Source organism: Trinickia soli (genome assembly GCF_002879855.1).
Classification (GTDB): domain Bacteria; phylum Pseudomonadota; class Gammaproteobacteria; order Burkholderiales; family Burkholderiaceae; genus Trinickia; species Trinickia soli.
In genome coordinates, this window is the sequence record NZ_PNYB01000001.1 from 112,427 (window position 1) to 137,016 (window position 24,590).

16 protein-coding genes are annotated in these 24,590 nt (G+C 62.4%); 9 read left to right on the top strand and 7 right to left on the bottom strand.

What is annotated here, in order from left to right:
• Positions 1-45: 45 nt before the first annotated feature.
• Positions 46-1,212: a bifunctional 2-methylcitrate synthase/citrate synthase gene (gene prpC / locus C0Z19_RS00535; RefSeq protein ID WP_102607843.1), complete on the bottom strand. Its 1,167-nt coding sequence runs from the start codon at positions 1,210-1,212 to the stop codon at positions 46-48.
• A 31-nt stretch (positions 1,213-1,243) separates the two neighbouring features.
• Positions 1,244-2,116, bottom strand: coding sequence for a methylisocitrate lyase (gene prpB, locus C0Z19_RS00540; protein ID WP_102607844.1), 873 nt, complete (start codon positions 2,114-2,116; stop codon positions 1,244-1,246).
• A gap of 253 nt (positions 2,117-2,369) precedes the next feature.
• On the opposite strand from prpB, the gene prpR reads away from it, so the two are divergent.
• The 3 genes from prpR (at position 2,370) to C0Z19_RS00555 (ending at position 6,029) form a co-directional block, all read left to right on the top strand.
• Positions 2,370-4,340, top strand: a complete 1,971-nt coding sequence (gene prpR / locus C0Z19_RS00545) for a propionate catabolism operon regulatory protein PrpR (protein WP_102607845.1) — start codon at positions 2,370-2,372, stop codon at positions 4,338-4,340.
• Positions 4,341-4,480: 140 nt separating this feature from the next.
• Positions 4,481-5,686 carry a hypothetical protein gene (locus C0Z19_RS00550; protein WP_102607846.1) on the top strand — a complete coding sequence of 402 codons (1,206 nt, stop codon included), beginning with the start codon at positions 4,481-4,483 and terminating at the stop codon, positions 5,684-5,686.
• Positions 5,687-5,780: 94 nt separating this feature from the next.
• The gene (locus C0Z19_RS00555) at positions 5,781-6,029 is read left to right on the top strand and encodes a hypothetical protein (RefSeq protein WP_102607847.1); all 249 of its coding nucleotides are present in this window, start codon (positions 5,781-5,783) and stop codon (positions 6,027-6,029) included.
• Positions 6,030-6,132: 103 nt separating this feature from the next.
• On the opposite strand, the gene C0Z19_RS00560 is transcribed toward C0Z19_RS00555, so the two are convergent.
• From C0Z19_RS00560 to C0Z19_RS00570, 3 genes are all read right to left on the bottom strand, one after another.
• A complete protein-coding gene (locus C0Z19_RS00560; protein ID WP_102607848.1) occupies positions 6,133-6,837 on the bottom strand; it encodes a glutathione S-transferase N-terminal domain-containing protein in 705 nt (234 codons plus the stop codon).
• 167 nt (positions 6,838-7,004) lie between these two features.
• Positions 7,005-7,361 carry an antibiotic biosynthesis monooxygenase family protein gene (locus tag C0Z19_RS00565; protein ID WP_102607849.1) on the bottom strand — a complete coding sequence of 119 codons (357 nt, stop codon included), beginning with the start codon at positions 7,359-7,361 and terminating at the stop codon, positions 7,005-7,007.
• Positions 7,358-8,545 (bottom strand): cytochrome P450, encoded by a 1,188-nt coding sequence (locus C0Z19_RS00570; RefSeq protein WP_158242930.1) that lies wholly within the window; start codon positions 8,543-8,545, stop codon positions 7,358-7,360. The genes C0Z19_RS00565 and C0Z19_RS00570 overlap by 4 nt, the downstream gene beginning before the upstream one ends.
• Before the next feature lie 200 nt (positions 8,546-8,745).
• Between C0Z19_RS00570 and C0Z19_RS00575 the strand changes: the two genes are divergently transcribed.
• The 5 genes from C0Z19_RS00575 (at position 8,746) to pbpC (ending at position 21,151) form a co-directional block, all read left to right on the top strand.
• Positions 8,746-9,648: a LysR substrate-binding domain-containing protein gene (locus tag C0Z19_RS00575; RefSeq protein WP_102607851.1), complete on the top strand. Its 903-nt coding sequence runs from the start codon at positions 8,746-8,748 to the stop codon at positions 9,646-9,648.
• Between the two features lie 220 nt (positions 9,649-9,868).
• A complete protein-coding gene (locus tag C0Z19_RS00580; RefSeq protein WP_102608142.1) occupies positions 9,869-11,143 on the top strand; it encodes a dicarboxylate/amino acid:cation symporter in 1,275 nt (424 codons plus the stop codon).
• A complete protein-coding gene (cuyB, locus tag C0Z19_RS00585; RefSeq protein ID WP_102607852.1) occupies positions 11,140-12,606 on the top strand; it encodes a cysteate racemase in 1,467 nt (488 codons plus the stop codon). Before C0Z19_RS00580 ends, cuyB begins: the two co-directional genes overlap by 4 nt.
• Positions 12,607-12,821: 215 nt before the next feature.
• Positions 12,822-18,869: an alpha-2-macroglobulin family protein gene (locus C0Z19_RS00590; RefSeq protein ID WP_102607853.1), complete on the top strand. Its 6,048-nt coding sequence runs from the start codon at positions 12,822-12,824 to the stop codon at positions 18,867-18,869.
• 11 nt (positions 18,870-18,880) lie between these two features.
• Complete coding sequence (gene pbpC / locus C0Z19_RS00595; protein WP_102607854.1) at positions 18,881-21,151, top strand: penicillin-binding protein 1C; 2,271 nt, start codon at positions 18,881-18,883, stop codon at positions 21,149-21,151.
• Positions 21,152-21,178: 27 nt separating this feature from the next.
• On the opposite strand, the gene C0Z19_RS00600 is transcribed toward pbpC, so the two are convergent.
• Positions 21,179-22,675 (bottom strand): MFS transporter, encoded by a 1,497-nt coding sequence (locus C0Z19_RS00600; protein ID WP_269844774.1) that lies wholly within the window; start codon positions 22,673-22,675, stop codon positions 21,179-21,181.
• 225 nt (positions 22,676-22,900) lie between these two features.
• Between C0Z19_RS00600 and C0Z19_RS00605 the strand changes: the two genes are divergently transcribed.
• Complete coding sequence (locus C0Z19_RS00605) at positions 22,901-23,326, top strand: VOC family protein (protein WP_102608143.1); 426 nt, start codon at positions 22,901-22,903, stop codon at positions 23,324-23,326.
• A 66-nt stretch (positions 23,327-23,392) separates the two neighbouring features.
• On the opposite strand, the gene C0Z19_RS00610 is transcribed toward C0Z19_RS00605, so the two are convergent.
• Positions 23,393-24,586 (bottom strand): hypothetical protein, encoded by a 1,194-nt coding sequence (locus tag C0Z19_RS00610; RefSeq protein WP_175083970.1) that lies wholly within the window; start codon positions 24,584-24,586, stop codon positions 23,393-23,395.
• Positions 24,587-24,590 lie beyond the last annotated feature (4 nt).

A 24,590-nucleotide genomic window follows, 5' to 3' on the forward strand; every position in this document is an offset into this window, starting at 1 on the left:
CCGCGATGGCGGGCCGACGACGAAGACGCCGGCCCGCGTTCCCGATCAGCGCTTGCCGATCGGCAGGAACTTCAGGTTCTCCGGACCGGTATAGTTCGCGCTCGGGCGAATGATCTTGTTGTCGATCCGCTGCTCGATGATGTGCGCGCTCCAGCCCGCCGTGCGCGAGATGACGAACAGCGGCGTGAACATCGCCGTCGGCACACCCATCATGTGGTACGACACGGCGCTGAACCAGTCGAGGTTCGGGAACATCTTCTTGGCGTCCCACATGACCGTTTCGAGCCGCTCCGCGACGTTGAACAGGCGCATGTCGTCGGCTTCTTTCGAGAGCTTGCGCGCGACCTCCTTGATGACCTTGTTGCGTGGATCGGAGATCGTGTAGACGGGGTGACCGAAGCCGATCACGACTTCCTTGTTCTCGACGCGACGACGAATGTCGGTTTCCGCTTCGTCGGGCGTCGTATAGCGCGTTTGAATCTCGAACGCCGCTTCGTTCGCGCCGCCGTGCTTGGGCCCGCGCAATGCGCCGATCGCGCCCGTGATGGCCGAGTAGATATCCGATCCGGTGCCGGCGATGACGCGGCCCGTGAAAGTCGACGCGTTGAATTCGTGCTCGGCATAAAGGATCAGCGACGTATGCATCGCTTCGACCCACGATTTGGACGGGGCCTTACCGTGCAGCAAGTGCAGGAAGTGGCCGCCGATCGAATCGTCGTCCGTCTCCACTTCGATGCGCCGGCCGTTGTGCGAGTAGTGATACCAGTAAAGCAGCATCGAGCCGAACGAAGCCATGAGGCGATCGGCGATGTCGCGTGCACCGGCGATGTTGTGATCGTCCTTCTCGGGCAGCACGGTGCCGAGCACGGATGCGCCCGTGCGCATGACATCCATCGGGTGCGCATGGGCAGGCAGCCATTCAAGCGCGGCCTTTACGTTGGCCGGCAAGCCGCGCAGCGTTTTGAGCTTCTTCTTGTAGGCGGCGAGTTCGGACACCGTCGGCAGCTTCTCGTGGACGAGCAGGTAAGCGATTTCCTCGAACTCGCACGTTTGCGCGACGTCGAGAATGTCGTAGCCGCGGTAGTGCAGGTCGTTGCCCGTGCGCCCGACGGTGCAAAGCGCCGTGTTGCCCGCAGTCACGCCCGACAGGGCGACGGATTTTTTCGGCTTGAACGTGCCGGCGGCTGGCGCTTCCTTTACTGCATCACTCATGGTGTTGTCTCCAGGCTTCGGATGGCGAATATCACTTCTTGGCGGCGAACAGCGCGTCGAGCTTCTCCTCGTACGCGTGGTAGCCGAGATACTTGTAGAGGTCCGCGCGCGTTTGCATCGTGGGCACCGCAGCCTTTTGCGTGCCATCGCGGCGCAGCGTTTCGTAGAAGTTCAGCGCCGCCGCATTCATCGCACGATAAGCGCCGCAGCAGTAGAGCGCGATGTCGACGTCGGCCGTTTTCAATTCTTCTGTCGTGAACAGCGGCGTCGCGCCGAATTCGGTCAGATTCGCCAGAATCGGCACTTTCACGGCGGCCTTGAACCTGCGGTAATCGTCGAGCGTTTTCATCGCTTCGGGGAAGATCATATCCGCGCCCGCTTCGACATAGGCCACGGCGCGCTCAATGGCCGCATCGAGTCCTTCGGAGGCTGCGGAATCGGTGCGCGCCATGATGACGAACGAGTCGTCGGTGCGCGCATCGACGGCCGCTTTGACGCGATCGACCATCTCTTCCTTCGGCACGCATTCTTTGCCCGGACGATGGCCGCAGCGTTTTTGCCCGACCTGATCTTCGATATGCACGGCCGCTACCCCGGCCTTGATGAACGAGCGGATCGTGCGGGCGATATTGAAGGCGCCGCCCCAACCGGTGTCGATATCGACGAGCAGCGGTAGCGAGCAGGCGTCGGTGATACGGCGCGCGTCGATCAACACGTCTTCCATCGTGCTGATACCGAGATCGGGCATGCCGAGCGAATTGGCGGCTACGCCGCCGCCCGACAGGTAGACGGCTTTGAAGCCGGTGGCTTGCGCCATCTTCGCGGCATAGGCGGTGATGGCGCCGACGACTTGCAAAGGCGATTCTTCGGCCACGGCGGCGCGGAATGCCGCGCCGGCACGCATGGGTTGCTGATTAGCTGTTTCCACGTTAGCTCCAAGAAAGGTGTTGCAGTAGAGCAAGGTACGGGCCAACTGTAAAGATCGTCGATAAGCCCTTGATTTTCAACCTTCTCGCCGTTGCCGGCCGGGGTATGCGGTTTCATAGTTGAAATCTGTCATTTCATATCTGGAATGATCGGCTCATAATGCGGCTGCTGCCCTGGGCAGCGCTTTTTTCGGAGTTTTTGCCGTGAGCCGTCTTTCTTCTGAACATTCGATGCAGCGCCCCAGGGTGTGGGCGTTCGGCATCAGTCGCTTGCGAGCGCTCCTGTTGGAGCTTGCCGGCGAATACGATGAGCGCGCCGATCTCCGTGTGATCGCGCGCGCGTACGACGATGCCGTGCGTGAAGTCGACGCGGCCGGCGCGCGGCGTCCCGATGTGATTCTGGCAGGCGGCTCGAACGCTGCATACCTCAAGTCACGTTTGTCGGTGCCGGTGGTGCAGATCAATCCGACCGGTTTCGATGTCATGCATTCGCTCGCACGTGCGCGACGTCAGGGGCAGCAGAGCGTCGCGCTCGTCAGCCCCGGCGAGACGCCGCAGGAGGTGCGCGAGTTCGTGGCGGCCTACGGGCTCGACATCGTGTTCGAATCGTATCGTTCCGCGGAAGACGCCGATGTGTGCGTTCGAGCACTTCGCGAGCGAGGCGTCGGCGCTGTGGTCGGGCCCGGATTGATCGCCGACCTGGCTGCCGCTGCGGGCATCGATGCCGTGTTTCTCTATTCGCACGGCTCGATACGGCAGGGCTTCGAGACAGCGCTCGAGCTGGCGCACGCGACGCGTGCCGAAGCCAAACGTCGTCAGCACATCGACAATCTGCTGCAGCATTTGCGCGACGGTGTCGTTGCGCTCGATGCCGACGGATGTGTCGAGGCCATCAACCGGCGCTTGGCCGAGGCGCTCGGTATCGATGCCGCGCGCGCCGTAGGTAAGCCGCTTGGCGATCTGGTGCCCGGCCTTGCCCGCAAACTGCCCGATGCGGATGGCGACGTGCTTGCGTCGATTCGCGGCGTGAGCTATCTGATCCATCGCAGTCCGCTCGTAGGCGAGCCCGGCGAAGACGGAACCGTGTTGACGTTTCAGGAATCGCGCGCGGTCGAGCGGCTCGATCGTACGCTGCGTTCGAAACAACTGACTCACCAGTTTGCGGCGCGTTATCGTCTCGACGATCTGATCGGCGAAAGCGCGTCGATGCTGCGCGTCAAAACGCTCGTCAGGCGCTACGCCAAATCGGACGCGACCGTGCTCGTGCTCGGCGAAAGCGGTACCGGGAAAGAGATGGTGGCGCAGAGCATTCACCGGCTCAGTGAGCGACGTGAATTTCCCTTCGTGGCGATCAATTGCGGTGCGTTTCCCGAAGCGCTGCTCGAAAGCGAACTGTTCGGCTACGAGGAGGGGGCGTTCACCGGGGCGCGTAAGGGCGGTAAGGCGGGGCTGATCGAAGCGGCGCATCGCGGCACGCTGTTTCTCGATGAGATCGGCGAGATGCCGTTGCCGCTGCAGAGCCGTTTGTTGCGCGTGCTGCAGGAACGCGAAGTCGTGCGGCTCGGTTCGACGGAACCCACACGAGTCGATATTCGCGTCGTCGCGGCGACACATCGTGCGCTAACAGAGCGCATTGCGGCCGGCACGTTTCGCGCCGATCTGTACTACCGGCTCAACATCCTCAGCATGGCATTGCCGCCGCTACGCGAGCGTGCCGACGACATCATGCCGCTCGCAGTCTCGCTGTTCATGCAGATCGTGCAGCGCGAGCCGCGGCTCGCCTCGCAAATCAGCGGTCGCGAAGCGGCCATGCGACTCTTGGCCGGCGTCGAGGATGTGCTATGCGCGTACGAATGGCCCGGCAATGTGCGCGAGTTGCAGAACGTCATCGAGAGGATTGCAGTGGATGTCGCCGATACGGAAGAGTCCGGTGCCGACGTGAAGCCGCTTGCTGTCGAGACGATGCGCACGATTGCGCCTGAATTGTTTTCGTTCCATTCCAATGCGCGCGGTAAATCGGCGAATGCCAAAACACTGCGCGAGCGCAGCAAACATGTCGAAGCGGAGGAAGTGCGCTCGGCGTTGGAGGCCTGCAATGGCGATCGTGATGCCGCTTGTCGCGCATTAGGGATCAGCAAGACTACGTTGTGGCGCAAGCTCAGCGCCGGCCGTGGCCAGACGGGCGACGGTTTTTCAGAGTAGGGACGGAGCCTTCGGCGCTTCAAATCGGGGGTGCCACTACGGGTCACGGCAGGAACACGAGCGAAGATATATGCGATCGTCGTCGCCTTTGGCATCGGTGTAGCGGTGCGATGTTTTCAAAAGGCAAAAGAGGAACCTCGATGATTGCAAATCGGAAGCCGCGGCAATATTTCGTTTTGGCCTGTGCGTTGGCAACGCTCGCGGCGTGCGGCGCTGGAGGCGATGCTTCGGTGGGGCAGGCTGGATCGACTGCCACAGGCGCCGCGAGCGCGAGTTCGGGCTCAAGCGCGACGACAGCGAGCGGAACGGGGACGAATTCGGGCGCCGGTACGACCGTCGCCGCAATCAATGCGCGTCCGAACGATGGCTCCGGATACTGGCCGGATTTCTCCAACACGGGCTACGCGCATACGCCCGCCAATGCGGGCGGGCTGGGTCTGCCGGCTTATCCCGGGCACCTGGACGACTTCGCGCCGGGCATGACCGACAGCCAGCCTTTGTTCGTGACCTATGCGAACGGCAGCGTCATTGCATATAAGCACTTCCGTGGTCTCAAGATCCTGATTTACGGCGACAACCTCACGTTCGTCGGTTGCTTATTCGAAGGCACGGACCCTAACGATAATCTCGTTCAAATCTATTCGCCGACCAACATATCGTTCCGCTATTCGACCTTCAAGCCTGCCGCCTATGCGATGCCGCCGGGAAACGACGGTCACGTGGCGTCGGCGCATACGCCCCCTGGCACGCCGTTCAACCAGTCCTGGCAGCTCGCGACAACGATGGACGAGGCCGTTGTCGTCATGGACCACAACGACATCTGGGGCAATGCAGGTCTGGAGATGGTGACGGGCTTTCCGGGCCGCCCGTCGACGTGGACCAACAACTATATTCATGACGCGGCCGATACGGCTAACAATGTTTATCACCACGACGGCATCGGACCGCAAAGCGACGGCAATGGCGGGCCGATGTTGATCGACCACAATACGATCGCGTCGCTCGGGAACACGAACGGGCTCGCGCTGCAAGGCGGCGGCGTGTATGACCACATCGCATTCACGAACAACTACGTATCAGGATGGGGCTATGCGTTGGCTTTCGGCACGTCGAACAACGCAACGAATCTAACCGTGACAGGCAATGTGTTCTCCGCCGAGCTTGCCGAGCTCTGGGGGCCGCTGTACGGCAACCTCTGGGGCGGGCAGGCGCATGGCTCCCTTTGGCGAAACAACCGGTTCCAGGTGCGGCGCGGCGACGACAACACATCCCTCTCACCATCCGATCAAGGGACGTATTGGTGGCCGACCGATAACGTCGGGCATCGCACAGATTTCACGGGGTGATTGACGGGGAGGGGCGCGTAGCCGTCGGTTCGTGCCGGCTTGAAGATACAATTCACGCCCCCAGATTCGCTCGGTCCAACAGGAAGGCGCCCCAATGAAATCAAATCGTAAGAAGCGTTTGCTGTCCGTTGCGCTGCTCGCGCTCGCGGCCGTAGGAACGGCAAGTACTGCAGAGGCCAAAGGCTGTTTGAAAGGCGCGGCCGTCGGCGCGGTGGCGGGACACTACGCGGGGCATCACGCGGTGGTGGGTGCAGTCGGCGGGTGCCTCGTCGGCCGTCACATGGCGAAGAAGCAAGAGCAGGAACAGCGCGCGGCGCGGCAGCAGGCGGCACAAGTGCAATAGCGCTGAAGTCTGAGCGGGCAAGCGCCCGTTATCGTCTGGCTACGCTTGCTTGCATCGATCGATAACGAAGCACGAGACAAGCGTAGTGGACGTACTGCTGCCGTCAGTCGCGGCTCGGAATGTTGAGTCCTTTGACCACGGCCGGCCGTGCGAGAAACACATCGAGTGCGCGCTTCACGTGCGGGAAATCGTCGAAACCGACGAGGTCGCCTGCTTCGTAAAAGCCGACCAGATTGCGTATCCAAGGGAAGGTGGCAATATCGGCGATCGTGTAATGCTCGCCCATGATCCATTGGCGCTCGCGCAGCCGGTCGTTCAATACGTTCAGCAGCCGCCGCGATTCGGCGACGTAACGATCGCGCGGCCGCTTGTCTTCGTAATCCTTGCCCGCGAATTTGTTGAAGAAGCCGACTTGGCCGAACATCGGGCCGATGCCGCCCATTTGAAACATCAGCCATTGAATCGTTTCGTAACGCCCGGCTTCGTCGGCGGGGATGAACTTGCCGCTTTTATCCGCCAGATAAATCAGGATCGCGCCCGATTCGAATAGCGCCAGCGGTTTTCCGCCGGGCCCGTTCGGATCGATGATCGCCGGGATTTTGTTATTCGGATTCAACGACAAAAACTCGGGCGACATCTGATCGTTCGTGTTGAAGCTCACGAGGTGAGGCTCGTACGGCAGCCCCGTTTCCTCGAGCATGATCGACACTTTCACGCCGTTCGGCGTGGGCAGCGAATAAAGCTGGATGCGGTCGGCGTGACGCGCGGGCCACTTGGCGGTGATGGGAAAGGCGGAGAGATCGTTCACGCGTTATCCTCGAAAAGAAGGTGGCGCTCGGTCACGACATCGACCCGTCAGAAACGGCCGACGGTGAGTCCAAGGTCGACTGGCATTCTAACTGCCAGCCGTCAGCCTTGCAGAGTACGCAAGCGGTGCCTCCACGTCGCCCGGCTCGCCGATCGCACACCTGCCGATCAATGCCCGGATTGATCGTGAACGTGCCGGCTATCGGCCGGCGCCTGATCCCGTTCATTCATGCCGTAATCGCGTACCACGCCCGCAATGCGCAACCGGTAATCGGCGAATACCGACGCGCGGCCTTTCGCTTGCGCATGACGATGCGCTTCGATATTGCGCCATTGCGCCACGGCTTGTTCATCGGCCCAAAACGAAAGCGACAGTAACTTGTTCGGATCGCTCAAGCTTTGAAAGCGCTCGATCGAAATGAAACCCGGAATGTCCGTCAGCAGCGGCTTGAGTTTGGCGGCGATATCGAGATACTCCTCGCGATGGCCCGCGTTCGGCACGACTTCGAAAATGACGGCGATCATGATTGTGCCTTTTCGGAAAAGGTGAACTTCGGAATGCGGGCGTTCAACGAGGGGCGGTAAGTCCAGCTCAGCGCGCACTGATCGCGATCGTATCTGCTTGCGATCAGTGCCGCAATGATGCCGGCCGCAATCGACTTCGCCAGCGTTTCGCCCGGGCACGCATGGCGGCCCGCGCCGAAACCTGGCAACGGCCTGTGCTCGCGATCCATGATGAAACGCTCGGCGTTCTCATACACCGCTTCATCGCGGCTTGCGGCGGCCAACAAGACAAGCACGACGTCTCCGGGCTGCAGCGCCACGCCTTCGATTTCAACCGCTTCGCGCACAAAGCGCCGCGTATTGTGGACGGACGGGTCGAACCGCGCCACTTCGTGGACAAAGGTTTGAACGCTGCCATGCCCGGCGCGCATGCTTGCAGCGACATCGGGATACTGCAGGAGCGTTACGACGCCGTTGCCGATGAGGCCGGCCGTTGCATCGAAGGTTTGTGAAAACAGACCGAGCAGGTTCGAGACGAGCGCGTTCGGTAGCGCGTCGCTTCGTGGAAGGCCGCCCGACACGATACGGTCGATCAACGCGGACGCATTGCCCGCACGCTGCGTAAGCGCCTGCAGTCGATGTTGCAATTGCAAGGCTGCCTCGTGCGCCGCGCGCAGCGATTCGGCACTTGACGCCGGAGACAGGCAGGCTACGAACTGTCGTAGCGTCGCTTCGAGGTTGTCGTCGGCGGGCAGCCCCACGAGCTCGGCAACGATATGCGCGGGCAGGGCGAACGCCAACGTGTCGAGCAACGCGGCGACGTTCGCGTCGCGGCGTTCGATGAGCGTGGCTGCCCGGTCGCGCGACGTGCGAAACACGGCTTCCGTATCGACAGCACCGAGGCCTGCGACGAGCGCCTGTCGCGCGATGCGATGATCCTCGCCTTCGTTCATGCGGGCCAGCCGCGCAAAGACATCGCCAGCGGGTTCGCCTACGATTGCACGCGGGACAGGCTCACTGACGGGACGGACGGTCAATCGCTCATCGCCCAGCACGACGCCGACCGTCTGCGCTCGCGCAGCGATCCACAGCTGCGAAGCTTCGTCGCGCACGAGCGGCACATGTTCTCGAAGCGCTGCGTAGTAAGGATAGGGGTTCGCGTGCGTGACGGCTTGCAGGGGATCGGTAGGGTACGTCTGCGTCATGAGTGCCTCGGCTATGTAGATGCGAACGCAGTGTAGGCCGCGGCATGACATCCATGTTTCAGCGTGAGCAAAAACGTGGAGCACATCGACGGTCAGCCATGCAGTCGATTACGTCCTGCTTACGGGGGAGCGGCCTGGGCGTAAAATGCCGCGGTCCAAGCCCCTGCATCGTCCATCTTCGCGAGACATCGTCGTCAATTATGGAAATCAAGTGGATCGAAGATTTCATTGCGCTCGCGCAGTATCAAAGCTTCTCGCGCGCGGCTGAGTTCCGTAATGTCACGCAGTCTGGATTCAGTAGACGGATTCAATCGCTCGAGCAATGGGTCGGCGCGGAGCTGATCGATCGCAGCAGCTTCCCGCCGGTGCTGACGCCGGCGGGCCGACTGTTCCGCGAAGTGGCGGAAGACCTCTTGCAGAAGCTGTTCGACACGCGCGCGGTGATTCGTACCGAACAGCGTATCGGCGGCAAGAGCCTGCAGATTGCGGCGGGCCACACGATTTCGCTCAACTTCCTGCCGTCGTGGTTGAAGACGCTGGCCACGCATTTCGGCGATGTGCGCGCACGCGTGATCCCGACCAACGTCCATGATTCGATCCTGATGCTCGTCAACGGCAATTGCGAGTTGATGTTCGCCTACCACCATCCCGAGCTGCCGCTGCATTTGGACCCCGTGCGCTACGAGCATCTGACCGTGGGCATCGATACCTTCATGCCCGCCAGCAAGCCCAACGCGCGATCCGCGCCGCTCTATCGTCTGCCGGGCACGGCCAAGCAGCCGCTGCCGCTCATTTCATACACGGAAACGAGTTACTTCGGCCGATGCCTCGCGCTACTGCTGGGCCGCGCCGGTACGGCCGCGGCGTTGCAACTGCATTACGAATCGGACATGGCCGAGGTGCTGAAAAAACTGGTCATCGAAGGTGAAGGCGTTGCGTGGCTGCCCAAGAGCGCCATCAAAGACGAACTCGCCAACGGCTCATTGGTGCCTGCGGGCCCGGGCAGTTGGAATCTGGAAGTCGAGCTTCGCGTCTATCGCGATGTGTCCAATCGCAGCGAGTTTCTCGACACGCTTTGGCAGCACCTGCGCACAAGCGGCTAGCGGACAGAGCGGGCCGGCCGGGACGGCCGGCGGCGCAGTCCGAGGGTTTTCCCGGCTTATGCGAAAACCGCATAGCCCGATGCAGTACCAGCATCAATCGATTTTTGGCGACCAATACCATCTGTACCGAATGATGAGCGGCGTACGGCCAACGGCGCTCGCTCCTTTAGCGTGTGCTGCGCCGGGTGAAACCATGCGCGCAATCAACGGACGGATGACCATGAAAAATCGCCTTACCTTTTACATTGCCGCCGGCATGGTGCTCGGTGTCGTCGCGGGCTACGCGTGTCACGCCGGTGCGCCCGATGCCGCAGCCGCCAAAGTCGCGGCCGGCTATTTCTCGATCGTCACGGATATTTTTCTGCGACTGATCAAGATGATCATTGCGCCGCTCGTTTTCGTGACGCTTGTTTCCGGGCTCGCGGGTATGGAAAGCGGTCGCGACGTGGGGCGCATCGGTACGCGCACGCTCGGCTGGTTCATTTGCGCGTCGCTCGTGTCGCTGGCGCTGGGGCTGGTGTTGGCCAATGCGCTGCAACCCGGCGCCGGCCTGCATCTCGTGGCGTCGGCAGGTGAGGCGGGCACCGGCCTCAACACGTCTGCGCTCAATGTCAAAGACGTCGTGACGCATGCGTTCCCGACCAGTCTGCTCGATGCAATGGCACGCAACGATATCCTGCAGATTCTCGTGTTTTCGCTGTTCTTCGGCCTCGGGCTCGGCGCGTTGAAGAGCGACCCGCGAGTCGCGAGCGTGGTGCGCGCGATCGACGGTATGGTGCCGGTCATGTTGCGCCTGACGGATTACGTGATGCGCGCAGCGCCGCTCGGTGTCTTCGGCGCCATCGCGTCGGCCGTGACACTGCGAGGCCTCGACGTGCTTTACACCTACGGCAAGCTCATCGGCGCGTTCTATCTGGGCTTGGTCGTGCTGTGGGCGGTGTTGATCGGTGTCGGTTATCTGTTTCTGGGCCGGCGCGTGGGCGCGCTGCTCAAACAAGTGCGCCAACCCGCGATGCTCGCCTTTGCGACGGCCAGCAGCGAGGCCGCCTATCCGCGCCTCGCGGAGCAATTGGAAAAATTCGGCGTCGATAAAAGGGTGGTCGGGTTCGCTCTGCCGCTTGGTTACGCTTTCAATCTGGACGGTTCGATGATGTACCAATCGTTCGCGGCCATCTTCATTGCGCAGGCGTTTGGCATCGACATGCCGCTGTCTCAGCAGATCTTCATGCTGCTCGTGCTGATGCTGAGCAGCAAAGGGATGGCGAGCGTGCCCCGCGGTTCGGTGGTCGTCGTGGCGGCCGTGGCACCCTTGTTTCATCTGCCGGCCGCGGGCGTCGCATTGGTGCTCGCCATCGACCAGATCCTCGATATGGGACGCACGATGACGAATGTGGTCGGCAACAGCGTCGCGACGGCCGTCGTCGCCAAATGGGAAACGTCGCGTCGGCGCAGCGAGCTTTCCGAATTCGATCAAACGCCCGTCCAAGCCAAATGAAACGCGATCGCACTCGTCGATTCGGCGTCGTCGGCGGGCTCGGGCCGCTTGCAGGCGCCGATGTGTTGTTCAAGCTGATGAAAGCGGCGTCCACGCCCGCGCAGGCCGATCCGTTCGATGTCATCTTCGAACAGCATGCTTGGCGCGGCGTCGGTCCGATCGACGTCGCGACCATCGAGCGCAAGCTGTATATCTTCGATCTGATTCGGGATTTCGAACAACGCGGCGTGACGACCGTCGTGCTCCCGTGCTTTCTCAGTCATACGTTCATCGACGAACTGAAGGCGAATTCGCGGGTGGAGATCGTGGATCTCGTAGAAGGCGTGCGTCGGAGCGTCGCGAAGCAGTTTCCGGCCGCGAGGAGAATCGGGCTGTTGGCTTGCGCGTATACGCGCGAGCAAGGTCTGTTCGAACGGTATTTTGCCGCACCACAGTTCGAGGCCGTTCACGCTCGCGCAATCGACGGCATCGATTGCGTGTCAGAGGCGGTCTACGGCGCTGACGGCATCCGAAACGGAAGCCTTGCGGGACGCCCGGTCGAATTGCTGCGTCGGGCCTGCAACGATTTGATCGAGCAGGGCGTCGACGTGATCGTGTCGGGCGCGACCGAGATTGCACTCGTTATCGAGCAACTGAGCGCGCTGGGCGTACCGGTCATCGATTCCAATCTGGCCTGTGCGCACTACGCTGCCGAAGCGGCGGGCGCAGCAGGGCGCGCTGCGATCAAGGTCGGCGTCGTCGGCGGCGTGGGACCCGCTGCGACAGTCGATTTTCTGCAAAAGGTCGTCCGCAACACGCCCGCGGCACGCGATCAGGATCACATCAAGTTGCTGGTCGAGCAGAATCCGCAAATCCCCGACCGTACCGAGCATCTGATCGCCAACGGGGCCGACCCCACGATTTCGCTCTATGCGACCTGCAAGAAGCTCGAACAGGGCGATGCCGATTTGATCGCCATTCCGTGTAATACGGCGCACGCGTTCGTCGAGCGCATTCAGCCACGTCTCGGCATACCGATTGTCAATATGTTGACGGTGACGGCCCGTCACCTGAGAGATGCCTATCCGGGGCTCCACGAAATCGGGCTGTTGGCCACGTCGGGCACGATCGAAAGCGGCGTCTATCGGGACGCACTCGCTGCACATGGCTTGCGTGAAGTCGTGCCGCCCGCGCATTTGCAAGCGCGCGTGATGGAAGCGATCTACGGCGAATGTGGCGTGAAGGCGGGGTACACCGCCGGCCGGTGTCGGGAAGACATCGATGCGGCGATAGAAGGGCTGATCGAGGCCGGTGTCGAGGTGATCGTGCTCGGATGCACGGAATTGCCGCTGCTGCTTCCGGGAGGCATCTATACGAGCCGTACCGGCGTGAGCGTTGCACTGATCGACCCAACCGAAGTGCTGGCGCGGGAGTGCGTCGGGTATGCGATATCCGGCGATCTTGCGACCTCCCTCATTGGATGAATACGGACTCGCAGCGGACCTTCTATCCATTGAAAGGGGAGCGCAAACGCCGGGTGATGCCCGGCCGAAGCCGCGCAATCCGCGTGCCGCGAGTCCGCCGCAATAAAGCGAATCCTACTGTTCGCAAAGCGTGGCTTGATCCGAATGGAATCGTCACGTAACTCAGTTAGAATCGCTCCAAATTCTGGATAACAACAGACCTGGGAGCGCGCTTCATGCGACGCGGCATATTCAAACAACAATGCAAATGGATTGCCGCATCGGTTGCGGCGTTGGGTATCCTGTCGGCTACGACCTGGCAAGCGGATGCCGCGCGCATTACACGCGTCTCGCCGCAAGGCACGGTCGCAAAGGTGCGCCAGGTCGTCGTCAGGTTCGATGAGTCGATGGTCGCTTTCGGCGCCGCCGATTTGCCGGCGCCGGCTTCAATCAAATGCAATGACCCAAAAGCAAGCGCCGGCCAATCGCGTTGGATCGACGATAAAACCTGGGCCTGGGATTTCACCGACGATCTGCCGCCCGGCGTCGCATGTAGCGTCGATTTGAACGACGGTTTGAAATCGTCCGCAGGGACCGCCCTCACGGGGCCGAAACATTACGCATTTTCTACCGGTGGGCCGTTCGTCCAAAGCATTCGGCCATCCGGGGGGCAAATCGAAGAAGACCAGGCGTTTGTGGTCCGCCTCAATGGCCAGGCTACCGATGCCTCGGTGCGCGAACATATATGGTGCGAATCGAGCGCGTTGGGTAACCGCATTCCCGTCAAAAACGTCGACGCTGCAACCCGCACCGCACTGCTCAAGCGCTTCGATATGCAGAAGCAAGCGGCACGCGTGTTGACGTTGCAATGTCAGCAGGCGTTGCCGTCCGGCACCAAGGCGCAACTCGTCTATGGCAAAGGCGTCGCGAGCCCGAGCGGTATCGCCAATGACGTCGAGCGCCGTTTCAACTTCACCGTGCGCGATCCGTTCGCCGCAAATTTCACGTGCGAACGCGAAAACGCCAAGGCGCCTTGCACCCCGTTGCGCCCGTTGCGGTTGACGTTCAATGCGCCTATTGCGCGCGCCGATGCGGAAAAGATCCGCATCAAAGGCCCGAACGGCGATATCTCGCCAAAGTTCTCCGACGACGATAAAGATCCGCAAACGGAGGCAGTCGAATTCGCCGCCCCGTTGCCCGAGCGCGCGCAATTGACGATCGTGCTGCCGTCGAATTTGAAAGATGTCAGCGGCCGTGCCCTGTCGAATGCCGATCTGTTTCCGCTGAAGACGACGACGGCGCCCCTGCCGCCGCTTGCAAAATTTTCGTCGGGCACGTTCGGCATCATCGAGCGTTTCGCCGAGCCAGGCATGCCTGCACTCGTGCCCGTGACGCTGCGCAACGTCGAAGCCGACCTGCACATCGCCGGGCTCAATGCGGGCAACGCGCAATTTACGAAACTGCGTGTCGATGCCGATACCGATATCCGTCGCTGGATGCGCAACGTCGATCGATTCGACGGCTTCACGATGAAGCGCGACGAAATCGACAAGCAGATGCCACACCTGCTCGACCATAATCCCCACCCCGTCATCGTGCCGCCCGACCCTCAATCGACCGGTGATTCGGGCGATTCGAAGAACCCCACGATCGATATTCGTTCTTTATCGTTGTTGGCCGGAAGCCCCGGTGTCGAAACGCTTGTGCTGCCGAAAGCCGATCCGAAGACGTTGCGGCCGTTCGAGGTCGTCGGCGTACCGGTGGCGAAGCCGGGTTTTTACGTCATTGAACTGTCGTCTCCGGCGCTCGGCGCGTCACTGCTGGGCAAGCAGGCGCCCATGTACGTCCGCACGGCCGTGCTCGTCACGAATCTCGGCGTTCATCTGAAAGTGGGGCGCGAAAACAGCGTCGTATGGGTCACGACGCTCGATAAAGGGCAACCCGTGGCGAACGCCGACATCCATGTCAGCGATTGCAACGGCGCCGAGCTGGCTTCGGGGAAAACCGACGTTCACGGTGTGTTGACGATCGATGGACGACTGACCCCGCGCGCCGAATGCAAAGACGACAGCTTCGAAGGCTTGTTCGTTTCCGCGCGCGTTGACGACCCGAAGACCGGGCACGACATGGCGTTCGTGCGTTCCGATTGGAATCGCGGCATCGAAGCATGGCGCTTCAACGTTCCGACCGATACCAGTCTCGAGCGGACCGTTCAAGCGCATACGGTGTTTGATCGGACGCTGCTGCGTGCGGGCGAGACGGTCTCGATGAAGCATTTCATCCGCGCCGAGACGATGCATGGCCTCGCGTTCCCGAAAGCGTATCCGACGCGCTTGACGATACGCCACGCGGGCAGCGGCCAAACGTGGCATTTCCCGCTGACATGGGCCGCCGATCATACGGCGGATTCGACCTTCGTCATTCCCACAGCGGCCAAGCTCGGCGAGTACGACGTTGCGCTCGACGACGGCGATGTGAACGCCACTACGGGCGATGCGGGCAACGGCGGCGAAGCGGACGATTCGCCCGCACACAGCTACGCCTCGGGCAGCTTCCGCGTCGAAGCGTTTCGTTTGCCGGTTTTCAAAGGCACGATCGGCGTGCGCGACGAGAAAGCGCACCCGCTCGTCGCCGCCACGCAAGCGCCGCTGACGCTGCAGATCGACTACACGTCGGGCGGCGGCGCGGCGGGCCTGCCTGTGCAAATCTCCGCGCTGATGAAATCGACTTCGCCGTCGTTTGCGGATACGTATCCCGACTTCAGCTTCACCCCTTATGAGAAGCCGAAGCAGGATGCCGCCTCGTCGCCTTCCGACGACGAAGCGCAAACGCAGCAGCAAACCGACGACGATTCCGCCAAGCTCATCGCCGACAAGGAACCGGTCACGCTCGACCGCAACGGATCGGGAGCGTTCACGCTGAAGAACCTGCCGACTGTCGATGCGCCGAAAGCGTTGACGCTCGAAGCGACGTTCGCCGATCCGAACGGCGAAGTGCAGACGATCAGCGGCAATGCGACGTTGTGGCCGGCGGCTGTCGTGGCCGGCGTGAAATCGGGTCAATGGGTCTCGGTCGGCAACACGGTACCGGTCAAAGCGCTCGCCGTCGATTTGGAGGGCAAGCCGCGGGCGGGGGTGCCGCTCGAAGTGCGTGGCGTCGCGCGCATCACGATTTCTACGCGTAAGCGGATGGTGGGCGGGTTTTACGCCTATGACAACCGTGCGGAAACGAAGGATCTCGGCACGCTTTGCAGCGGCAAGAGCGACGACCACGGCCTTATGACCTGCGACGCGAGGCTCAAGCAAGCCGGCAATGTCGATCTCGTCGTGACGGCGAAGGACGGCGACGGCCGCGCGTCGACTGCGACGACCTCGGTGTGGGTCACACGCGAAGAAGATCTATGGTTTGGCGATACGAATACCGACCGTATCGACGTTTTGCCGGAAAAAACCGCGTACGAGCCCGGCGAAACGGCGCGCTTCCAGGTGCGCATGCCGTTTCGCTTCGCGACCGCGTTGGTTGCCGTGGAACGCGAAGGAATCATCGAAACGCACGTGGTCAAGCTCGACGGCAAAGACCCGACGATCTCATTGAAAGTCGATGCGGGCTGGGGGCCGAATGTTTATGTGTCCGTGTTGGCATTGCGCGGTCGCATCCATGAGGTGCCCTGGTACTCGTTCTTCACCTGGGGCTGGAAGGCGCCGCTCGAATGGGTTCATGCCTTCTGGTACGAAGGCCGCCGATATGAGCCGCCCACGCCGCTCGTCGATCTGTCGAAACCGGCCTACCGTTACGGCTTGGCCGAAATCAAAGTCGGGACTGCGGCGCATAAGCTCGCCGTGACCGTCACGCCCGATGCGAAGACCTATACGGTGCGCGGCAAAGCCCACGTGAAAGTGCGCGTGCAGTTGCCTGGCGGAAAGGCCGCACCGGCCGGCACGCAGGTGGCCGTCGCCGCTGTCGACGAAGCATTGCTCGAACTGATGCCCAACGATAGCTGGGATCTGCTCGATGCGATGCTGCAGCGGCGCGCGTACGGCGTCGAGACGGCGACGGCGCAGATGGAAATCGTCGGACGCCGGCACTTCGGCCGTAAGGCCGTGCCGGCGGGCGGTGGCGGCGGCCATAGCGCGACGCGCGAATTGTTCGACACGTTGTTGCTATGGAACCCTCGCGTGACGTTGGACGCGAACGGCGAAGCGACGATCGATGTGCCGCTCAACGATTCGCTCACGAGCTTCCGGATCGTTGCGATCGCCGCGGTCGGCAATGAAATGTTCGGCGCGGGCAGCACCTCGGTCCGCAGTACGCAGGATCTGCAACTGATTTCGGGGCTGCCGCCGCTGGTTCGCGAGGGCGATCGATTCCGCGCGCAATTCACGGTGCGCAATACGACCTCACGCGCGATGAAGGTTATCGTCAAGCCCGACTCGCCTGATGGGCTGCAGCCGCAGACGGTCGATGTCGCAGCGGGTTCCGCACGTGAAGTGGCCTGGACCGTGACGCCGCCCGAGGGGCTTTCGGAATCGTCGAGCCCTGCCTTGACCTGGAACGTCGCCGCCGAAGAACAAGGCGGTGCGCATGCGGGGGACAAGTTGCGGGTTTCGCAGCGCGTCACGGCGGCCATTCCCGTAACAGTCCAGCAGGCGACGCTGACTCAGGTCGACGGCACCTTCACGCTGCCTGTGGCCGCGCCCGCAGGCGCCACGATAACCCAGGCCGGCGCGGTGCGTGGCGGCATCGCCGTCTCGTTGCAGCCGAGGCTTTCGGACGGTTTGCCCGGCGTGCGTCGTTGGTTCGAGCGCTATCCGTACGGCTGTCTCGAACAACTGAGCTCGCGTGCGTTGGGGCTTGCCGACGCGGCTCAATGGCAGGCGGTCGTCGCGAAGATGCCCGTCTACCTCGATCACGATGGCCTTGCCAATTACTTCCCGCCGGGCGACGACAGCGGGCAGACCGGCAGCGTGACGTTGAGCGCCTATCTCCTGGCTGTGACCGACGAAGCCACGAAGCTCGATCCGCGCTTTGCGTTGCCTGACGACATACGGGCCAAGCTGGAAGGGGGCTTGACGAATTTTGTCGAAGGAAAGATTGCGCGCAACGTCTGGGCGCCGCGCAAGGATCTCGATCTGCGCAAGCTCGAAGCGATCGAAGCGCTGTCGCGCTTTGGCGATGCGCGCGCAACGATGCTCGATTCAATCGAAATCGCACCGAATCAATGGCCCACTTCCGCCGTGCTCGACTATTACGCGATTCTGACGCGCGTGAAGGATATCGCTCAACGCGAGCAAAAGCTCGCGCAAGCGGAGCAGATCATTCGCTCGCGTTTGACCTATCAGGGCACGCGTTTGACGTTCTCGACGGCCGACAGCGACGACCTGTGGTGGCTCATGACGGGCTCGGAAGCGAATGCCGCGCGAACCGCGCTCACATTCGTCAATGTGCCCGGGTGGAAGGATGAAATGCCGCGTTTGGTCGCGGGCTTGCTCGCGTTGCAAAACAACGGCGCATGGTCTACGACGACGTCGAATCTGTGGGGCTCGTTGGCCGTGCAAGCGTTCTCGCGCGCGTTCGAAAGCACGCCCGTAACGGGGCAAACGAAGCTTCAGTTGGGCGAGACGTCGAAGACGATCGATTGGTCGCAAAGTGCATCGGCTGCAACGACCGCTGCATCGGCGACCGCCGTGACAAAAACGGCCAATACGCGCAGTCAGTTGCTGCCGTGGCCGACGAGCGCTCGCACTGCGCCGGTTCCATTGACGCTGACGCAGCAAGGCACCGGCAAACCGTGGGCGACGATCGAAAGTCTGGCGGCGGTGGCGTTGAAAGCGCCGTTTGCCGCCGGATATCGGATCACGAAGACTGTGACGCCGATCGAGCCGGCCGTCAAAGGCATCTACACGCGAGGCGATATCCTGCGCGTTCATTTGGATATCGATGCGCAATCGGACATGACGTGGGTCGTCGTCAACGACCCGGTTCCGGCCGGCGCAACGATTCTCGGCTCGGGCCTCGGGCGCGACTCGGAGGCGGCGACCACCGGCGAGAAGCCGCAGGACGGCGTATGGCCTGCCTTTGTCGAGCGCGGTTTCGAGGGATACCGCGCGTACTACGATTACCTGCCCAAGGGGAAGTTGTCGATCGAATACACGATTCGACTCAATAACGCCGGAACGTTCGGGGTGCCGCCGACGCGCGTCGAAGCGCTGTATGCGCCTTCGACCTATGGCGTGCTGCCGAATGCGAACGTCGTCGTTCAAATGCCGGCGGCGGCGAAGCAGTAGTGGGAGCTTCGATGCAAACGACACTACGTGCGGCTTCCGTGCGCGCCACTTTTTGCGCGCTGATGCTCTTGGCGGCGCCCTGCGTTCAGGCGTTGCCGACGTTTGACCAGGTGCGCACACAGTGGCGCAGCTCCGATTGGCTGCTGCTTGCGCGCGATGGCGAGCCGCTTCAACGCACGCGCGTCGATTTGAAGGAGCGACGTGGCGATTGGGTTTCGCTTGCGGACGTTTCGCCGGCACTGCGCGAGGCGATCGTGGTGTCGGAAGACAAACGCTTTTACGAACACAGTGGCGTCGATTGGCGCGGTGCGGCCGCGGCTGCATGGGCCAACCTGTGGAACACGCGCACGCGCGGCGCCTCGACGGTCACGATGCAATTGACAGGACTCCTAAGCGACGATCCTCAGCATTCCGGGCAGCGATCGATTGCACAGAAGGCGGGGCAGGCAGTCAGCGCACTTTGGCTCGAAAGATCGTGGCGCAAGGATCAGATCCTCGAAGCGTATTTGAATCTGGTGCCGTTTCGTGGCGAGGCCGTCGGCTTGTCCGCGTTGTCGTTGACGTTGTTCGGCAAAGCGCCGTCGGGACTCGACGAGCGCGAGGCTGCTGTCGCGGCCGCGCTGATCCGTTCGCCGAACGCGTCCTATCCGATCGTCAGCGCGCGGGCGTGCCGCATTCTGCGGGACCTGAAAGCCCCGCGGCGCTGCGACAATCTGGCGAGCTACGTGCAGCTTGCGTTCGCAAGGCCGCCGCCGGCTGTGCTTTCGGTGGCTCCCGAGGCGGAAATGCTGGCGCCGCATTTTGCACGGCGTGTCGCCGGCGAAGTGCATCCGACCGCCGGGATGCGTATCGTGACGACGCTCGATGCCAAACTGCAGCGCTTTGCGACAGCCACGCTCAGGCGGACGCTGGTGGAACTGAACGCACCCGCGCACGCGCGCAATGTTCACGACGGGGCGATCGTCGTGCTCGACAACGCGACAGGCAACGTCCTTGCATGGGTCGGCTCTTCGGGCAGCCTTTCCCAGGCGGGGGAGGTCGATGCGGTGCTGGCGAGGCGTCAGGCAGGCTCGACGCTGAAGCCGTTTCTCTATGGGCAGGCGATCGACGAACACCGGCTGACGACGGCATCGCTGCTTGACGATGCGCCCCTCGATCTTGCCGCGGGCGGCGGCCTCTACATTCCACAAAACTACGACAAGGATTTCAAAGGCTGGGTCAGCGTACGCACGGCGCTCGGGTCTTCGTTGAACGTCCCTGCCGTGCGCACGCTCGTCATGGTCACGCCGCATCGTTTCGCTATGACGTTGAAGGCGCTGGGATTGCCGCTTGCCGAAAGCGGCGACTACTACGGTTATTCGCTCGCGCTCGGCAGTGCCGATATCACGTTGTTGTCGTTGACGAATGCGTATCGGGCGTTGGCCAATGGCGGGGTCGCGAGCGCGACGCATGATTTGCCGCAGGCGAAGACAACGCGCGACGTCCGCGTTCAGAATGCGTCACGGCGCGTCCTGAGCGCCGATGCCGCGTACATCATCACGACGGTCCTGTGGGACAACAACGCGCGCACGCGCACGTTCGGTTTCGACAGTCCGCTGGCGACGCGGTTTTTTTCGGCGGTAAAGACAGGCACGAGCAAGGACATGCGCGACAACTGGACCATCGGCTTCACGTCGCGCTATACGGTGGGCGTTTGGGTGGGCAATGCCGACGGCAGCGCGATGTGGGACGTATCGGGCGTGACGGGCGCGTCGCCGATTTGGGCTGCCGTGGTCGGTTATCTGCATCGGCATGTGTCGAGTCTGCCGCCTGCGATGCCGGCGGGCGTGGTGAAGACGCGCGTTTCATTCGACGGTAACGTCGAGCCGTCGCGCAATGAGTGGTTCTTGAAGGGCTCGGAACTGACGACGGTTGGGCTGGCCGCGGACGCCGGAAACGCTTCGTTGCCGGGGGCGATGCGAGGCGCGCGAAGTGGTGCGTCGCGCATTGGATCGCCGACGGACGGCACGTTGTTTGCGCTGGACCCCGACATCCCTGCCGCGAGGCAACGCATCGTTTTCGAACGAGTGAGCGGCTCGTCGACGGGCAGTGTCTGGCGGTTGGACGGCAAACCGCTGGGCCATGCGCAGCGCTTGCCCTGGCCGCCGTGGCCTGGCCGGCATCTGCTCGAACTCGTGAACGCGCAGGGTGCGAGTGTCGACGCCGTTCATTTCGAAGTGCGGGGTGCGACGGCGCGTGCGGCGGGGGCTTCGAAGGCGGGCGGCACGCTGCCGCCGCGATGACCGATCACCGATGCGGCGCCTCGCGCATTAGTGCCCCGTGCGCAGCCTATGCCCCGCATCACCGGCCAAGCGCACGTATCCCGCGATCGAGACAAGCGTGAGCATTCCGGCGCTCAGAAACGCGAGCCGAAAATCATCGAGCGTAAACGCATGGCCGGCGCTTTCGCCATGCACGGCCGATGCGGCGCGCAGTGCCAGCGCGCCGAACGCGATGCCAAGGCCGGTGCCCGTTTGCGCGGCCGCGTTCCACAACGTATTGGCGGCGCTCATTTGAGGCGACGGCACATCGGCATAAGCGAGCGTCGCCATCGTCGAGAACTGCATCGAGCGCGTAATGCCATAGATCAGCACGACGAAGATCGTCCACGCGAGCGGCACGGCCGGCGTGAGAAAGCCGCAGGCGATCGTGAATGCACCACAGATCGCGCAATCGATGATTGCGACATACTTGAAGCCGTAGCGACGCAAAATCGATGTGGTGAGCGCCTTCATTCCAAGGTTTCCGATCGCGCTCGCGAGCAGTAGCAAGCCCGAATCGAAGGCCGACAATCCGAAGCCGATTTGAAACAGCAGCGGCATCAGATAAGGGACCGCACCAATGCCGATACGCGTGAGCGATCCCGTGATCACCGTCACCGAGAACGTAGGAATCCTAAGCGTCGTGATGTCGATCAGCGGATGATCGTGCCCGCGTGCGTGCCGGTATGCGATGAAACCGAAGGCAATGCCGGCCGCGACAAGGGACAGGCCCACGACAGGGTTGGTACCGGGCTGGCTCGCCATATCGGCCCCGTAGAGGATGGCAGTCAGCGTGAGGCCGCTCAACGCGAGCCCGACGAGGTCGAGCGGTTTGCGTTGTGCGCCGCGCAGATTCGGTACCCACGCCGCGACGGCGCAAAGGACGGCAAGACACACGGGCAGATTCAACAGGAAAATCCAGCGCCATGAAGCATACGTCGTGATGAAGCCACCGAGCGGCGGGCCGATGACGGGCGCGACGATGCCGGGCCATGTAATCGTTGAAATCGCCTGCATGAGTTGGCGCTTGTCGGTGCTGCGCACGACGATCAACCGGCCGACGGGCACCATCAACGCGCCGCCGATTCCTTGCAGCACGCGTGCGGCCGTGAATTCGACGACGTTCTGCGACAAACCGCACAGCAGCGATGCAATCGTGAAGGTAACGATGGCCGAAAAAAAGACGCTGCGTGAGCCGAACCGATCGGCCACCCAACCGCTCGCCGGAATGAAGATCGCGAGGGCGATCATATACGCGCTCATGCCGAGACTCAGGGCGTTCGGGCTGATGGCGAACGCATGCGCCATCTGCGGCAGCGCCGTGGCAATGATCGTCGTATCGAGGTACTCCATGAAGAACGTTGCGGCTACGACATAAGGGAGTGGCCCCAACGAGTGCTTGCGCGGCTTATCGTCGCGCTTGGAGGAGATGCCGTCGTCCGTTTCAGGTGTTGCCGATTGCCGGGACGTATCCCGCCGTTGGTCTGTCTGTAATTGTTCTGGCATCTTGACGCTCAAAATTGCGCTAGGCGATAGGCAGCGGGTGAGGGTGGTTGCTCATTCTAATTAGAAAAGCCCGGCTGCGTATCGGCCGGCACTCGATGCGGCGCCTGCGCGACGGTGCGATCCTCGCCGCATTGGAAATCGGAAATCGCTTACGATTGGCGCACGGTAACCTCGATGTGCCGCCCGCAAACCGCGACCGGCAAGCCTTCAATCAGGAGTATGCAGATGAGCCTTTCCCCGTTTCACCTGGCGATCCCCGTCTACGATCTGGCCGCGGCACGCGATTTCTACGGGCGAATCTTCGGCCTTGAAGAAGGCCGTTCGAGCGCGCAATGGGTCGATTTCAATTTCTTCGGCCATCAACTCGTGATCCACGAGCATCCGAAGACACCGTCGCAAGAGCACGCACATACGAATCCCGTCGACGGCCACGATGTGCCCGTGCCGCACTTCGGGGTGGTTCTGGGGTGGAGCGAGTGGGAGGCCCTGGCGGAGCGGCTCAAGTCCTTCGGCGTGCAGTTCGTGATCGAGCCGTACGTGCGCTTTCAAGGGCAGGTTGGCGAACAGGCCACGATGTTTTTTCTGGACCCGTGTGGCAACGCGCTCGAGTTCAAGGCGTTCAAGGATATCGGGCAGTTGTTCGCCCGGTAGGCAGCGTCCGATGCGCGCCGGGCGCCTTGCGTTCACAAGGTGCCCGGTTGCTTCAGGTGTGATCGATCAAAGCTCGTACCAGGAGTACGTTGCCAGCGTGCTCACGGCAGGCGTGCCGATCTGCAGCGTGATGTCGCGATGGGAGATCAGCGAAATTGCACGCAGGTCGCCCATATAACGGCGTGCCTCGCCATTGTCGCTGATGTAGGCCACGACATTGCCCGTCAGGCCGGCGACATTGGTGCTGGACAGCGGCTCGCCCCAGATATCGAAGAATTGGCCGAGCGTGTAGTTCTTCACGCTGGGCGCTTCGATATGGATGATGCCCGTGCGGTCGTGCGTATGGAGCTCATAGTCGCACGACGAAGGACGCCCGATGTTCTCCGGCAACGCGAGCCATTGTCCATTGTTGATGATGGCCAGATGCGCATGCACGTGGAAGACGACCGACATCCCGGGCGAGCAGGTCAGACCGTCGATGGTTGCGCCGGCTCCGCCCGAAGCCGTGTCGCCGTCGGGCCAATGGACCGTGCCGAGGTTCGGGCCCATGTAGGCGAGCTGGATCGGCGTGGGGTTCAGCGGCGGCGGATCGGTCCAGGTGTAGGTGGGGATTTGCGTGAGCGGCGTTCCGAGCATGATCGTCACCTCGCCATGCACGGGGAGGACGAGGCTCGACAGGTCGCCCGTGTACTGCGACAGCGTCCCGCCGTTGTTGACGTACACGGTCACTTGCGATGCCTGCAGCCCGGCCACGTTGGTCGAGCTGAGCGGTTGGCCCCAGACCGCAAAGAACTGACCGAGCGTGTAGGACGTGTTGCTCGTCGTGTCAATGCGGATCTTGCCGGTCTCGTCGGTGGTGTTGAGCGGATAGACGCAACCGGTCGGCTTCGCGACCGTCGGTGCAACGGTGCCGATATTCGCGGGCAGTGCGACTTGCGTCCCGTTCATGTAGATCGACAGATGCGAGTAGCTGTAGCTGCTGCCTGCCTGTGTGCAATTCAGGCCGCTGACGGCTTGACCTTGACCGCCGGTGGTGGTCGAGCCGGCTTGCCAGTTTTCTGTGCCCAGCGCCGTGCCGTCGACGACTGCGGTCGCGGCCGCAAGCGTCGGGGCCGAGGAACCGCCCGACGCCGAGGTGCCGCCCGCGCTACTGCCCGCCGCCGCGGCGCCGTTGCCGCCGCCGCCGCCGCCTCCGCCGCAGCCCGCGAGCGCTAAAGCGATGCCGATCGCAACGAAACGTGAACTGATTTTGTGCAACATATCG

Coding starts and splice junctions, on each gene's coding strand:
- prpR (WP_102607845.1), top strand. CDS start 2,370: ATGCAGCGCCCCAGGGTGTGGGCGTTCGGCATCAGTCGCTTGCGAGCG.
- C0Z19_RS00605 (WP_102608143.1), top strand. CDS start 22,901: ATGAGCCTTTCCCCGTTTCACCTGGCGATCCCCGTCTACGATCTGGCC.
- prpB (WP_102607844.1), bottom strand. CDS start 2,116: ATGCGTGCCGGCGCGGCATTCCGCGCCGCCGTGGCCGAAGAATCGCCT.
- C0Z19_RS00580 (WP_102608142.1), top strand. CDS start 9,869: ATGAAAAATCGCCTTACCTTTTACATTGCCGCCGGCATGGTGCTCGGT.
- C0Z19_RS00575 (WP_102607851.1), top strand. CDS start 8,746: ATGGAAATCAAGTGGATCGAAGATTTCATTGCGCTCGCGCAGTATCAA.
- cuyB (WP_102607852.1), top strand. CDS start 11,140: ATGAAACGCGATCGCACTCGTCGATTCGGCGTCGTCGGCGGGCTCGGG.
- C0Z19_RS00610 (WP_175083970.1), bottom strand. CDS start 24,586: ATGTTGCACAAAATCAGTTCACGTTTCGTTGCGATCGGCATCGCTTTA.
- C0Z19_RS00600 (WP_269844774.1), bottom strand. CDS start 22,675: ATGCCAGAACAATTACAGACAGACCAACGGCGGGATACGTCCCGGCAA.
- prpC (WP_102607843.1), bottom strand. CDS start 1,212: ATGAGTGATGCAGTAAAGGAAGCGCCAGCCGCCGGCACGTTCAAGCCG.
- C0Z19_RS00565 (WP_102607849.1), bottom strand. CDS start 7,361: ATGATCGCCGTCATTTTCGAAGTCGTGCCGAACGCGGGCCATCGCGAG.
- C0Z19_RS00555 (WP_102607847.1), top strand. CDS start 5,781: ATGAAATCAAATCGTAAGAAGCGTTTGCTGTCCGTTGCGCTGCTCGCG.
- C0Z19_RS00570 (WP_158242930.1), bottom strand. CDS start 8,545: ATGACGCAGACGTACCCTACCGATCCCCTGCAAGCCGTCACGCACGCG.
- C0Z19_RS00590 (WP_102607853.1), top strand. CDS start 12,822: ATGCGACGCGGCATATTCAAACAACAATGCAAATGGATTGCCGCATCG.
- C0Z19_RS00550 (WP_102607846.1), top strand. CDS start 4,481: ATGATTGCAAATCGGAAGCCGCGGCAATATTTCGTTTTGGCCTGTGCG.
- pbpC (WP_102607854.1), top strand. CDS start 18,881: ATGCAAACGACACTACGTGCGGCTTCCGTGCGCGCCACTTTTTGCGCG.